Source organism: Janibacter sp. CX7, assembly GCF_024362365.1.
GTDB lineage: Bacteria > Actinomycetota > Actinomycetes > Actinomycetales > Dermatophilaceae > Janibacter.
Window position 1 is genome coordinate 2,094,117 of the sequence record NZ_CP101464.1, and the last position, 13,309, is coordinate 2,107,425.

At 73.1% G+C, this 13,309-nt stretch carries 12 protein-coding genes; 2 read left to right on the forward strand and 10 right to left on the reverse strand.

All coding sequences use genetic code 11. The annotated features are described in order from the left end of the window. The 10 genes from NMQ01_RS10220 to NMQ01_RS10265 form a co-directional block, all read right to left on the reverse strand. Positions 1-2,355 carry an esterase-like activity of phytase family protein gene (locus NMQ01_RS10220; protein WP_255183834.1) on the reverse strand — a complete coding sequence of 785 codons (2,355 nt, stop codon included), beginning with the start codon at positions 2,353-2,355 and terminating at the stop codon, positions 1-3. Positions 2,356-2,440: 85 nt separating this feature from the next. Further along, positions 2,441-4,402 carry a penicillin-binding protein 2 gene (locus tag NMQ01_RS10225; RefSeq protein WP_255183835.1) on the reverse strand — a complete coding sequence of 654 codons (1,962 nt, stop codon included), beginning with the start codon at positions 4,400-4,402 and terminating at the stop codon, positions 2,441-2,443. Positions 4,403-4,431: 29 nt separating this feature from the next. Beyond that, on the reverse strand, positions 4,432-4,920 hold the full coding sequence (mreD, locus tag NMQ01_RS10230; protein ID WP_255183836.1) for a rod shape-determining protein MreD: 489 nt from the start codon (positions 4,918-4,920) through the stop codon (positions 4,432-4,434). Next, positions 4,917-5,693 (reverse strand): rod shape-determining protein MreC, encoded by a 777-nt coding sequence (mreC, locus tag NMQ01_RS10235; RefSeq protein WP_255183837.1) that lies wholly within the window; start codon positions 5,691-5,693, stop codon positions 4,917-4,919. Before mreC ends, mreD begins: the two co-directional genes overlap by 4 nt. Beyond that, the gene (locus NMQ01_RS10240) at positions 5,693-6,745 is read right to left on the reverse strand and encodes a rod shape-determining protein (RefSeq protein ID WP_255183838.1); all 1,053 of its coding nucleotides are present in this window, start codon (positions 6,743-6,745) and stop codon (positions 5,693-5,695) included. The genes mreC and NMQ01_RS10240 overlap by 1 nt, the downstream gene beginning before the upstream one ends. 1 nt (position 6,746) lies before the next feature. Continuing rightward, complete coding sequence (ndk, locus tag NMQ01_RS10245; protein WP_255186357.1) at positions 6,747-7,169, reverse strand: nucleoside-diphosphate kinase; 423 nt, start codon at positions 7,167-7,169, stop codon at positions 6,747-6,749. Between the two features lie 25 nt (positions 7,170-7,194). Next, entirely contained in the window at positions 7,195-8,022 is an 828-nt protein-coding gene (locus NMQ01_RS10250; RefSeq protein WP_255183839.1) for an undecaprenyl-diphosphate phosphatase, read from the reverse strand. A 5-nt stretch (positions 8,023-8,027) separates the two neighbouring features. Beyond that, positions 8,028-8,423, reverse strand: a complete 396-nt coding sequence (locus NMQ01_RS10255) for a DUF4233 domain-containing protein (protein WP_255183840.1) — start codon at positions 8,421-8,423, stop codon at positions 8,028-8,030. A gap of 16 nt (positions 8,424-8,439) precedes the next feature. Continuing rightward, positions 8,440-9,882, reverse strand: coding sequence for a folylpolyglutamate synthase/dihydrofolate synthase family protein (locus NMQ01_RS10260; RefSeq protein ID WP_255183841.1), 1,443 nt, complete (start codon positions 9,880-9,882; stop codon positions 8,440-8,442). Between the two features lie 20 nt (positions 9,883-9,902). Beyond that, positions 9,903-11,534, reverse strand: coding sequence for a bifunctional NAD(P)/FAD-dependent oxidoreductase/class I SAM-dependent methyltransferase (locus NMQ01_RS10265; protein ID WP_255183842.1), 1,632 nt, complete (start codon positions 11,532-11,534; stop codon positions 9,903-9,905). Positions 11,535-11,617: 83 nt separating this feature from the next. On the opposite strand from NMQ01_RS10265, the gene NMQ01_RS10270 reads away from it, so the two are divergent. After that, positions 11,618-12,175, forward strand: a complete 558-nt coding sequence (locus NMQ01_RS10270) for a helix-turn-helix domain-containing protein (protein ID WP_255183843.1) — start codon at positions 11,618-11,620, stop codon at positions 12,173-12,175. A 93-nt stretch (positions 12,176-12,268) separates the two neighbouring features. Beyond that, positions 12,269-13,300, forward strand: coding sequence for an iron-siderophore ABC transporter substrate-binding protein (locus NMQ01_RS10275; RefSeq protein WP_255183844.1), 1,032 nt, complete (start codon positions 12,269-12,271; stop codon positions 13,298-13,300). Positions 13,301-13,309: the final 9 nt, after the last annotated feature.

Consider the following 13,309-nt stretch of genomic DNA (forward strand, 5'->3'; position numbering starts at 1 on the left):
TCAGCGGACGTGCGCCCGGGGGCCCCGGCCGCGGCCCGGTCCGCCCCGGCGGTCGTCCTGCAGGTCGAAGATCTCGTCAGCCGATCCCAGGTCGAGGAAGACCGTCTCCCCGCTCGCGTCCTTGACACCGTCGTTGTCGGTGACGGAGTAGAGGTTGCCGTTTCCCGCGATCGTCAGGCCCTCGAGCTTTTCCTGGGTCCAGCCGTTGAGCCCCTGCAGGCGCGGCAGGACGTCCACCGCGAGCTCCTTGTCGAGGACGGGCAGGCGCGCACGGTCGGCCTGCGCCCTCTTGCGCTTCGGCAGGTCGACGGCGTAGACCGCCTTGAGCTTCGCGTCCGGGCCGCCCAGCTTGTCGCGCTCGATGACCGCGAGGGTGTCCTCGTCGACCGCCGTGATCTCGCTCAGGCCGATCCAGTCGCCCTCGGTCTCGGTGGACTCGAGCTCGTATCCGAACCACTCCCACCTGCCGGTGGCGACCGTGTAGCGGCCGATGCGGGTGACCCCCTTCGGGTCGGTGGACGAGGCGCGCTGGACCGCGGCGTAGAGGACCGCATCGTCGCCGGTGCCGTAGCCGGTCACGCCCTCGAAGCCCTGGCCACCCAGCCCGGCGGCCACGCCGACGGGCAGGTCGACCTCCTCGGTCACCGCGCCCTGCGCGTCGACGTGGACCAGTCGGTTGCCCTCGGACCCGCCGCCCTTGACGGCCGTGCCCTCGACGGCCAGCCAGAAGCTGCCGTCCGCGTCAGCCCACAGGCCCTCGACGTCGTAGCCGACGGGCTCGCCGTCCTTGCTGAGGACGAGCTGGTCGGTGATCGTCGCCGGCCCGCCCTCGCGCTGCGAGGCGGTGTCGACGGTGTAGATCCGCGACGGGGAGAGGAAATTGTCCGGGGCCGCGTAGACCTCGTCGTCCGTGCCCGGGACCGCGGACAGGGCGCCGAGCGCCGACCAGGTGATGGGCGCTCCTTCACGGCCGCCGGAGTCGGCGGGGCGCGCGTCGGCGGACTTCAGCGTCGGCGAGGCCGCCGGGCCGTCCTGCAGCCGGTGCACCTGGATCGTGCCGCGGACGAGGTCCTCGGCGCTGTCCTCCTCGGAGGAGATGACGAGCAGGTCGCGACTCGGGATCGGCAGGATGCCCTCCGGGCCGACCGTCGACGGGACGAGCTGGGTGAAGACCGGCTGCGCGGGGTCGCTCACGTCGTAGACCGCGACGTAGTTGCCGCGCTCTGACCCGACGAAGGCGTAGGGCGTGCCGTCGTAGGTGGCCACGGCGATGCCCTCGGGCTCGGTGCCCTTCTTGCCGGCCCGGTGCTCCGGGTACTGGCCGTAGCGGTGGGCGAGGTCCTCGAAGCTCGTCCCCGCGTCCCAGGCCACGTCACCGGTCGCGGCGTCGAAGACGGTCCAGCCGCGGGTGCCGCCCTTCCAGTCGCCCTCGTTGGCCGTCGCGACGTGCTCGTCGTCGACCCATGCGATGGCGTCGGGCTCGCGGGGCGCGGCCTCGGTGGAGCCGTCGAGGCGCAGGTCGCCGTCCTCCTCGTCGTCGACGCCCGTGAGGGCCACCGAGCCGGCGGAGAAGTGGTTGCGGACCTCGCCGGTCTCGGCGTCGAGGATGACGACCGCGTTGTTCTCCTGCAGGGTGAGCGCGAGCCGGCTGCCGTCGGGCGAGATCTTCACGTACTCGGGCTCTGGGTCCTGCGGGGTGTCGATGCCGGCCAGGCCGGTGAGGTCGACGTGCTCGACAGCGAGGTCGGCGACGTCCTGCGTCAGGTCGATCATCGCCAGGTCGCCCGCCGGCTCCTGGGGCAGACCGCCGTCGCCGGCCTCCTCGTCACGCTGGTTCTCCATCGCGATGAAGGCGCGCTCTCCCCCCTTCGTCACGTCGACGGAGTCGGGCTGGCCGCCGAGGTCGAGACGGCCGAGCTCCTCGCGCGTCTGCGGGTCGAGGACGATGACGACGCCCGAGGGGTCGGTGAAGCTCTCGGAGGTGTCGACGACGACGAGCAGCCGGTCGTCGGTGGCGAAGACGCTCGTGGGCTCACCCGGGACCTCGACGAAGCCATCGGGCGCCGGGTGCTCCGGGTCGGTGATGTCGACGAAGCCGATGCCCTCGGACGCGGCGTCGGTGTAGACGACGGTGTTGCCGTCGGCGGTCACGGTCGAGATCTCGGCGACCGACTGCTGGTCCTTCGACGTGTTGGCATAGGCCGGGACCGTGGCCAGCCGGTGGAAGGACCGGCCGTCCGCGCGCTCACCCCCCGGCTGCGGCGAGGGCGCTGCCGTCGAGGACGGGAGCATCACGGTGGTCAGGGTCGCGGAGAGTCCGAGCGCGAGGAGGCTCGTCAGGCGTGGCGTGGGCACGGGGAGGAGGTCACCCTGCGCACCCGGCGGGCCGGTGGCGTGGTGGGGACGACCAGGTGATGCCCGGGTGAACGACCGGGGCCGCTCAGTGCCGGCGCAGCTCCTCGTGGATCTCGCGGGCGATCGGCGCCGCCGTCGCGCCGCCCGTGCCGCCCTGCGAGACCGAGACCGCGACGACATAGCGCGGCCGGCTCGTCGGCGCCCACGAGACGAACCACGCGGTGTCCTGCTTGCCGTAGACCTCGGCCGTGCCGGTCTTGCCCGCCACGGGCCACTGACGAAGCGGGAAGCCGACGAAGGCGGAGTGGGCGGTGCCGCCGGGGGCGCTGACGACGTCGCCGAGCGCGGTCCGCAGCAGGGCCCCGGCTCCCTTCGGCAGCTCGACCTCGCGGCCGTCGGCCACGTCGATGCGGCTGCGGGTGCCGTCGGGCGCTACCGTCGCGCGTCCGAGGTGCGGGCTGGGCTCGTCGCCATCGGTGGCGATGGTGCCGTAGACCCTAGCCATCTGGAGCAGCGTCGCGGTCACATCGCCCTGGCCGATCGAGAGGTTGGCCTCGTCGCCGGGGCGGAACTGGTAGCCGCTCTCGCAGTTCTCCTCGGCCAGGGCGGTGAGATAGGCACGCCGGGTGCGATCGGCGATCTCGGGGTGGCCGCGCTTCGCCTCGCGGCAGGACGCGTCCTTCGTCGACTCCCACCACTCGCGCTTCCACGCGCGCCCGGGGATGCGGCCGGTGGCCTCGGCCGGCAGGTCGATGCCGGTCGCCTCGCCGAGCCCGAGGTCGCGGGCGGTGTCGATGAGGGGGTCGCCGGCGTCGTCCCGCGCGGAGAGGCCACCCTGGTCACGCCACACGTCCTCGGCGACCCGGTAGAAGACGGTGTCGCAGGAGACCTTGAGCGCCTCGCGCCAGGTGATCCAGCCGTAGGCCCGCGACTCGAAGTTGTTGAAGACCCGGTCGCCGATGCGGTGCGAGGCGGAGCAGTTGACCTCGTCGTCGAGGTCGGTGCCGGCCGCGACCGCCCCGGGCAGCGTGACCGCCTTGAAGGTCGAGGCCGGCGGCTGCGCCACCCCGGTGACCCGGTCGATGAGCGGGCTGCGCTCCCCCGTCGTCAGCCGCTCGTACTCCCGCTGCGAGACCCCCTCGGACCACACCGAGGGGTCATAGGTCGGGACGCTCGCGGAGGCGACGATCCCGCCGTCCCGCAGGTCGAGCACGACGGCCGCGGCCGTGTCGGCGCGGTGGCCGCGGTCACGGGCCTCGCGCACGCCGTCGGCGAGCGCGCGCTCGGTGGTGCGCTGGACGGGTAGGTCGAGGGTCGTGACGAGATCGGCCCCCGGGACCGGGTCGGTGCTCGAGACCTCCTCGACCGCCACGCCGCGCCCGTCGACCCGCACGACCCGCTCCCCCGGCGTGCCCCGCAGCTGCGCGTCGTACTGCCGCTCCAGACCGGTGACGCCGACGAGGTCGTCGGCCGTGATCGCACCGTCGGACTCCTCGACGGTCTGCGGGTCGGCCCGGGCCAGATAACCGGTCGTCTGCGGTGCGCCGCCACCGGACGCGCGCGGGTAGGCCCGCACCGGCTGCGTCGTCACGGCGACGCCCGGGTAGAGCTCGGGCCGCTCGGTGAGGGTTGCCGCGTCGCGCGCGCTGACGTCCTCGGCGACCGGCACCGGCACGAGCGCGGAGCCGGACCAGCACGACGGCGGGTCGGCGGCCCCGGGCGCCCCGCACAGCGTCGTGCGTCCCCACAGCCGGTCGAAGGGGAGGTCCAGCGCCTGCGCGAGGCGGCGCACCGTCGCCCGGCCCCCGTCCTCGGCGTCGGCGAGGGTCCGCCGGTCGATGGTGACGTCCGTGCGCACGGCGTTGTCGACGAGGGGGCGTCCGTCGCGGTCGAGGATGCGCCCGCGGAGGGCGGGCAGGTGCACGGTCGCGGTGCCCGGGCCGGCGACGACCGCGTCCCCGGCCGGGTGGTCGGTGAGCTGCAGCTGGCCGAGCCGGCCGATGAGCACGCCCGCGAGGAGGGTGAGCACCGCGAGGGAGGCGAGCATCCTCACCTGGAGCCGCGACCCGCGCCGTCTCATGCCCACCTGCGGGTGACCATGGTGGCCTCGAGCCGCTCGACGAGCCCGACGAGGACGAGGCCGAGGGTGGCCGTCGCGAGGACCTGCCAGGCGAGCGAGCCCCACGCGATCGGTCGCGCGCTGCCGAGGTCGACGAGGACGGGCGCGACCCGGGTCACGACCACGGCGAGGGCGACGACGGGCACTGGCCACCACCAGGGGTGCCCCGAGCGGCGGCGGGCCAGACCCGCGACCCAGCCGGCCGCGGCGTAGCCGAGGGCGGTCAGGCCGAGCGGGCTGGAGACCGGGGGCGCCAGGTCGAGCAACCAGCCGCCGACGAGGCCGAGGACGGCGCCGGAGGTCGACCCGGCCGACAGCGCGACCCCGACGACGAGGATGACGACGAGGTCGGGCGGGGCGAGCACCCCACGGGCGCCGAGCGCGAGCACGGCGACGAGCCCCGCGGCGAGCAGCAGCAGGCGCACCGGCCAGCGCAGCCCGGTCACGACGTGCGCCCGCTCGTGCGGCCGGGCCCGGTGACGACCGCGACGACGTCGACGGTGGCCAGGTCGACGGCCGGGCGGACGACGGCGGTGTCGGTGAGGCGTCCCGGCGCCCGCTCGACGCGGGTGACCTCGCCGACGGCGACGCCGGGCGGGTAGGGACGGGCACCGGGGCTGCCGAGCGTCGTCACGGCATCGCCGGGCCGCACACGGTCACGGGTCAGCTGGGTGATGACGAGCTCGTCGGCGCCGTGCGCGGTCGTCGGGTCGGAGCCCGACAGGGTGCCGATGACCCCCTTCGAGCCGGTGCGCACGCCGACGCCGGAGCCGGGAGCCCCGATGACGCTGACGTCGGCGCTCCACTCGCCGACCGAGACCACCCGACCGACGAGGCCGCCGGGAGCGATGACCGCACCGCCGGCACGCACCCCGTCGCGGCGGCCGACGTCGAGGGTGATCCGCTCGGGGCCGGAGGCACCGGCGCGGTCGAGCGCGACGACCCGCGCGGTGACCGTCGGGAGATCGCCGGTGTCGAGCTGCTCGGCCTGCGCCGACGTGTCCTCGCGGTCCCGCAGCCGGCGCACCTCCTCGGTCAGGCGGATGTTGTCGGCCCGCACCCGGTCGGTGTCGTCGGGGCGGGGCGCCACGAGCCGCTCGACCGGACCGAGGACCGCGTCGCCGACGCCCCGCACCGGACCCAGGGGCGCGCCCGCGAGATCCGCCAGCAGGACGAGGACGGTGAGCACCAGCAGCGCCGGCAGGGCACGGCGTCGCATCAGAAGCGGTGGCCGTCGACGAGCACGGGCTGCAGCGCGGCGAAGTCGTCGACGCAGCGGCCGGCGCCACGCACGACGGCGCGCAGGGGCGCCTCGGCCACTCGCACCGGCACCCCGAGCTCGTGGCGCAGCCGGGCGTCGAGGCCACGCAGCAGCGCTCCGCCGCCGGTGAGCGTCACGCCGCGTTCGAGGACGTCGCCGGCGAGCTCGGGCGGGCAGCGGTCGAGCACGTCGCGCACGAGCTGCACGATCTCCCCGACCGGCCCGGCGATGGCCCGCCGGATCTCCGCGGAGCCGACGTCGACGGTCTTGGGCAGGCCGGTGACGAGGTCGCGGCCGCGGACGCGGGTGCTCACCTCACGGGCGAGCGGGAAGGCGGAGCCGACCTCGATCTTGATGTGCTCGGCGCTGCGCTCGCCGAGGAGCAGCGAGAGGTTGCGGCGCACGTGGTCGACGATCGCGTCGTCGACGGCGTCACCGGCCGTGCGGGTGCTGCGCGAGGCGACGATGCCGCCGAGGGCGATGACGGCGACGTCGGTGGAGCCGCCGCCGATGTCGACGACCATCGAGGCCTCGGTGTCCGTGACGGGCAGACCCGCCCCGATCGCCGCGACCATCGGCTCCTCGACGAGGTAGACCCGGCGGGCGCCGACGCGCAGCGCGGCCTCCTCGACCGCGCGCCGCTCGACGCCGGTGATGTCGCTCGGGATGCACACGACGACGCGCGGGCGGAAGACGCTCGACATGCCCACCCGGTCGGTGAACCACCGCAGCATCTGCTCGGCGGCGTCGGGCTCGCTGATGACCCCGGCGCGCAGTGGTCGCACCGCGCGCACGGCGCCGGGGGTGCGCCCGAGCATCTCCTTGGCCCGGGTCCCGGCGGCCACGAGCTCACCGGTCTCGGCGCTCACCGCGACGACACTCGGCTCGTCGAGGACGACGCCGCGCCCCTGGTGGTGGATCAGGGTGTTGGCCGTCCCGAGGTCGATGGCCAGGTCGCGCGAGAAGCGCGGCCGCGCCCGCGGGCGCGCCTCTCGCGCTCCCGTGCCCACGTCAGAGGCTCGGGAACCAGATGCCGATCTCGCGGGCAGCGGACTCCGGGGAGTCGGAGCCGTGGACGATGTTCTCGTCCACGGTGCCCGCCCACTTGCGACCGAGGTCGCCGCGGATCGTGCCGGGGGCGGCCTCGGTCGGCTTCGTCGCGCCGGCGAGGGAGCGGAAGCCCTTGATGCACTCCTGGCCCTCGATGACGACGGCCGCGACCGGGCCGGAGGACATGAAGTCGAGGAGCGGCTCGTAGAAGGGCTTGCCCTCGTGCTCGGCGTAGTGGGCGGCCAGCTGCTCACGCGTCGGGGTGACGACGGCGAGGGCCGCGAGGGTGTACCCCTTCGCCTCGATCCGGCGGATCACCTCGCCGGTGAGGCCGCGGCGGAAGCCGTCGGGCTTGACGAGGATGAGGGAACGTTCGGTCTGCACAGTCTCGGTCACGGGGTCAGCGTAGTCACGCCGCGAGCACACCCGTACCCAGCAGGGCGAAGAGCACGAGCGCGAGGACGATCCGGTAGACCATGAAGAGCGTGAAGGTGTGGGTCTCGATGAACTTCATGAACCACGCGATGACGGCGTAGCCGACGACGAAGGCGATCGCCGTCGCGACGAGGATCGGGCCCCAGCCGGTCTCGCCGGTGCCCTCACCGCCGGCGATCTTGACGACCTGCAGGCCACCCGAGGCGATGACCGCCGGGATCGCGAGGAGGAAGCTGTAGCGGGCCGCGGCCTTGCGCGTGTAGCCCATGAAGAGACCACCGGCGATCGTGCCGCCGCTGCGGGAGACGCCGGGGACGAGCGCCAGCGCCTGCCAGAGGCCGTAGAGGATGCCGTGCTTCCACGTCAGGTCAGTGAGCTCGCGGCGCTGGGTGCCGACCCGCTCGGCCGCCATGATGACGAGGGCGAAGACGAGCAGCATCGTCGCGGTGATCCACAGGCTGCGCAGGGTCGACTCGATCTGGTCCTGGAAGAGCAGACCGAGCAGACCGATCGGGATGGTGCCGATGATGACGAGCCAGCCCATGCGCACGTCGGGGTCGTCCTTGGCGACCTTGCCCGCGAGCGCGAGGAACCACTTGCGGATGATCGTCGTGATGTCACGCCAGAAGTAGATGACGACGGCGGCCTCGGTGCCGAGCTGGGTGATCGCCGTGAAGGCGGCGCCGGGGTCCTCCTGCCCCATGAGCTGCCCGACGATCGAGACGTGGGCGCTCGAGCTGATCGGGAGGAACTCGGTCAGCCCCTGGACGAGGCCGAGGATGATCGCGGTGAAGAAGTCCACGGGTGTCAGCTCTCCTGCTGGGTCGCGGCCTGGGCGGCCTGCTCACGGTCGATGCGGCGGCCGATCCGCTGGCAGTAGCCGTAGAGCACCGCAAACATCACGCCGACGAGGATCATCATGGGCACGAAGACCCCGCAGAGGATGGAAAGAACCTGAACGCCCCATCCGAAGGCGATGCCGAAGGGCCGCTTCATCAGGCCGGCGCCGACGAGGGCGACGACGGCCAGGACGCACATGAGGACGAAGGGGGTCAGCCCCACCGCCACCGGCTCCTGGTCGGGGTCCAGGCCCCGGCTGGTCAGGGCACCGAAGAAGATGACGAGCGACTGCGCGCCGAGGACGGTGGCGAGCATCCGCCAGGTGAACTTGCCCTGCGGGCGCGGTGGCTGGTCGGGAGTCACGGTCGACAAGGGTAGGTCAGCCCTCGTCCTCGACCTCGACGGGCACCTCGACCGGCGGCGCGACGGGCGCCTCGACGTCGGTCACGCCGAGCAGCAGCCGGACCTCGCCGACGGTGACGATCGAGCCGGTGGCGACGACACCACCGGCCACTCCCCCGTCGTCCGCGAGCTGGGCGGCGCGGTCGAGCGCGTCGGGCAGCTCCTCGACGACGGTGACCCGGTGGTCGCCGAAGACCTCTGCGGCGATCTCGCCGAGGCGGTCCGGTCGCATCGCGCGCGGCGACGTCGAGCGGGTGACGACGACCTCGTCGAGCGCCGGCTCGAGGGCCTCGAGGATCCCGACGACGTCCTTGTCCTTGAAGATCGAGACGACGCCGACGAGGTGGGTGAAGGTGAAGGAGTCCTTGAGCGCCGTCGCGAGGACCGTGGCGCCGTGGGGGTTGTGGGCCGCGTCGACGATGACCGTCGGGCTGCGCCGGACGATCTCGAGACGACCGGGCGAGGTCGCCGCGGCGAGCCCGGCCGCGAGGACCTCCTCGCCGAGCGGCTGCTCGCCGCCACCGAGGAAGGCCTCGACCGCGGCCACGGCGAGCGCGGCATTGCTCGCCTGGTGCTCGCCGTGGAGGTTGAGCAGGAGGTCGGGGTGGTCGCCGGCGATCCCGCGCAGCGAGATCATCTGGCCGCCCACGGCGACGTCGCGCTCGAGGACCCCGAAGTCGAGCCCCTCGACGAGCAGCCGGGCGCCGACCTCCTCGGCGCGGTCGCGCAGGATCGCCAGCACCTCGGGCTCCTGCGGTGCGCTCACGGCGATGGCATCGGGGTGGATGATCCCCGACTTCTCGGTCGCGATCTCCTCGATCGAGTTGCCGAGGAAGTGCTGGTGGTCGATGCCGACGGGCGTGATGACCGCGACGTCGGCCTCGACGACATTCGTCGCGTCCCACGAGCCGCCCATGCCCACCTCGACGATCGCGACGTCGACGGGCGCGTCGGCGAAGGCCGCGTAGGCGAGCGCGACGAGCACCTCGAAGTAGGTCATCCGCGGCCCGTCCTCGGAGACCGAGCGGGTGTCGACGGCGTCGACGAAGGGAGCGATGTCAGCCCATGCGTCGAGGAAGGCCTCTCGGCTGATCAGCTCGCCGCCGATGGTGATCCGCTCCCGGATGTCCTGCAGGTGCGGCGAGGTGAAGCGCCCGGTCTTCAGGCCTGCCTCGCGCAGCACCGACTCGATGATCCGGGCGGTCGAGGTCTTGCCGTTGGTCCCCGTGACGTGGATGACGGGGAAGGTGCGCTGCGGTTCCCCGAGCAGGTCCATGACCGCGCGGATGCGGTCGAGGCTCGGTTCGAGGTCGTGCTCGGGGGCGCGGGAGAGGATCTCGTCCTCGACCAGGCGCATGCGCTTGCGCAGCTCGAGGGAGGCGGCGGCCTGCCGCTGGGCGGCGTCGGGGGCGGGACTCATGGGCCCGATTGTCGCACCCGTCAGCCGACCCTCCGGGCCCGCAGGACGACGTCGTGCACGTGGTGGGTCGACACGGCGCCGGCGGGCCGCTTCCTTTGCTCGTGGCCCTCGACCGCCCAGCCCGGCGCACCGGCCAGGGCTGCCGCGATGGCGTCCGTGTCGACATACGCCTCGTGGTCGAAGGGGCGGGTCTGCTCGGGGGCGACCGCCGCCAACCCCATGTCGTGCTGGTCGTGGGCGATGACGAGCAGGGTGCCGCCCGGGGCCACCGCGCCGAGCAGGTTGGCGATGCCGCGGCCGTCGGGCGTGCGGGGGATCGATGCATAGGCGGCGGTGACGAGGTCGTAGCGCTCGGCGCCGAAGGGGGCCGCAGCGTTGGCGTCGGCCTGCACCAGACCCACCTCGAGGCCGCGGCCGGCCGCGGCCACCCGCACCCGGTCGAGGGCGAGAGCGGAGATGTCGTTGGCGGTCACCTGCCAGCCCTGCTCCGCGAGCCAGATGGCGTCTCCCCCTTCGCCGGCGCCGACGTCGAGGACGGTGCCGGGGGTCATCCCGGTGGCCTCGGCGACGAGCGAGCCGTTGGGGTTGCCGCTCCACTGCAGGTCGCCGCCGTAGCGGCCGTCCCAGTCGGCGGCGTGGGCGCTGGGCCGGGCAGCCCGCTCGAGGTCCTGCTGCGCAAGGTCGAAGCTGACCATCGAGCCCACCCGGCTGCCCGCCGCCGCGGTCGGCAGCACCTGGAGCATCGGCTCGGCGAGCGTGCCGGCCGCGTAGAGGCCGGGCACGTCGGTGGCGCCGGTCATCGGGTCGGCGACGACGTGGGTCGCGACCCCGCTGGGGTGTGCGACCGCCTCCAGACCGACCCCGGCGAAGGGAGCGACCCGGGCGTGCAGACGCGTCCCGACGAGGATCGTGTCGGCCGCGATCTCGGACCCGTCGGCGAGCCGGATGCCGCGCAGGCCACCGGTCGCGTCGCTGACGACGGCCTCGGCCGGTTGGACGACGACGGTCACGCCGGCGGCACGCAGCGCCTGCAGCTCGGGCTCGTCGGCGTCGACCCCGGCGTGGACGAGCACGGTGAGGTCGGGGGTGAGCTGGCGCAGCAGCGGGAGCGGGTGCAGCCCCATGGGCGAGGTGACGAGCGCGATGATCCGCCCGTCGCGTGCCTCGTAGCCATGGCAGAAGGGGCAGTGGATGACCGCGCCGCCCCAGTGGTCGGCGAGACCGGGCACGTCGGGCAGCTCGTCGGTCAGGCCGGTCGCGGCGACGACGCGGCGCGCGTGGACGACGTGGCCGCCGGTGAGGCCGAGGCGGAAGCCGTCCTCCTCGCGCGTGACCTCGAGAACCCGACCGGTGAGGACCTCGGCCCCGTAGGAGCGCACCTCCTCGCGGGCGATGCGCAGGAAGTCGGCCGGCGGCCGCCCCTCGTGCCCGAGGTAGCTGTGCATGTGCGCGGCCGGGGCGTTGCGCGGCTCGCCGGAGTCGACGACGAGCACCGAGCGACGCTGCCGCGACAGCTGCAGGGCGGCCGCGAGGCCGGCGGCGGAGCCACCGACGACGGCGACGTCGACATGGCGCTCGATGACGGGGTGGCTCGCGTGGTGGTCGTGGCCGGCGGAGTCGTGGGCGGCGGGGTGCTCGGGCTGTGCGCTCATGACGTCCACCGTAGATGCGTCTGACGGATAGTGCATACTTGCTTGCAGAATCTGCAAGACTTCATCGACACCCGAGGAGCACCGTGAGCGAGATCGAGCAGACCGTCCGGACCCGACTGCGCGGCCTGCGCCGCGCCCAGTCGCTCTCGCTCGACGACCTCGCCGAGCGCTCCCACCTCAGCCCCTCGACGATCAGTCGCATCGAGACCGGCAAGCGAGCGATCAGCCTCGATGTCCTGCTCCCCCTGGCCCGCGCCCTGCGCACCGACGTCGAGACCCTGCTCGCCGAGGACGACGACGAGGACGTCGTCATCCGCCCGACACCGACCCGCGAGCACGGCCGCACCACGTGGGTGCTCACCAAGGCGACGGCGACGACGACGGCGATGAAGGTGCGCCTCGAGCCCGGCCCCCGCCCGCAGCCACGGGTGCACCCGGGTCACGACTGGTTCTTCGTCCTCGAGGGCAGCGTCGAGCTGACCCTCGGCGAGCGCGTCGTGCGCGTCGAGGCCGGCGAGGCAGCGCAGTTCGAGACGATGACGCCGCACGCCTTCGTCGCGGTCGACGGCCCGGCCGAGGTCGTCATGATCTTCGACCCGGACGGGCACCGGGTCCACCGACGTGATGGCGCCACGGACTGACCCCCTGCGTCGTGGCCACCGAAGGTTAGGTTAGGGTCTCCTAACGTTCGAGCCGGTCACGGGACCGGCCTCCCCTTCGCAAGGACGACGACGATGCCCCTGACCCGCCTGCGCGCGACCACGACCGCGCTCCTGCTCGCCGCCCCGCTCGCCCTCGCCGGCTGCGGCTCCGACTCCGGCTCGGACGCCGACGCGACGTCCGGTGGCGGGAGCGACGCCTTCCCCGTCTCCATCAAGAGCGCCCTCGGCACCGCAGAGATCCCCGAGGAGCCGAAGAAGGTCGTCACGCTCGGCCAGGGCTCCACCGAGACCTCGATCGCCCTCGGCACCATCCCCGTCGGCATGGAGGAGTACGCCTGGGCCGCGGACAAGACCGGCTACACCCCGTGGGTCCACGAGGCCGTCACGGACGAAGGGGGCGAGCTGCCCGAGTTCGTCGGCGCCGGCGAGGAACTCGACATGGAGAAGATCGTCGAGCTCGAGCCCGACGTGATCCTCGCCCCGTGGTCGGGCATCACCCAGGAGCAGTACGACTCGCTCAGCGAGATCGCCCCGACGGTCGCCTACCCCGACCAGGCGTGGAGCATCGACTGGGACGAGCAGATCGAGACGATCGGGACCGCCCTGGGCAAGGAGGAGGACGCCGACAAGCTCGTCGACGACCTCGAGAAGCAGCTCGCCGACGAGGCGAAGAAGCACCCGGACTGGAAGAACTACAGCTTCAGCTACGTCTACACGACACCCGACACCCTCGGCGTCTTCAAGCCGACCGAGCAGCGTGCCGACATGGTGCGCAAGCTCGGGCTCAAGAGCGACCCGGCGATCGACAAGATGAAGGAGACCGAGGGCACCGACTCGGCGGTCATCGGCTACGAGAACGCCGACAAGCTGGGCGGCAGCGACCTGATCTTCACCTTCTACAGCGACCCCAAGGCGAAGAAGCAGGCGCTCGACAACAAGCTCTACGCCTCGATCCCGGCGATCAAGGCCGGCGCCGTCGTCTCCAGCGAGGACAACTCCTTCGTCACCGCCTCGTCGATGATCAACCCGCTCACCGTGCCCTACGCCCTCAAGACGTACCCGGACATGATCGACGCGGCCATCGCCAAGGCCGAGAAGAAGTAACCTCCGCCG

Coding starts and splice junctions, on each gene's coding strand:
- NMQ01_RS10260 (WP_255183841.1), bottom strand. CDS start 9,882: ATGAGTCCCGCCCCCGACGCCGCCCAGCGGCAGGCCGCCGCCTCCCTC.
- NMQ01_RS10225 (WP_255183835.1), bottom strand. CDS start 4,402: ATGCTCGCCTCCCTCGCGGTGCTCACCCTCCTCGCGGGCGTGCTCATC.
- NMQ01_RS10265 (WP_255183842.1), bottom strand. CDS start 11,534: ATGAGCGCACAGCCCGAGCACCCCGCCGCCCACGACTCCGCCGGCCAC.
- NMQ01_RS10275 (WP_255183844.1), top strand. CDS start 12,269: ATGCCCCTGACCCGCCTGCGCGCGACCACGACCGCGCTCCTGCTCGCC.
- mreC (WP_255183837.1), bottom strand. CDS start 5,693: ATGCGACGCCGTGCCCTGCCGGCGCTGCTGGTGCTCACCGTCCTCGTC.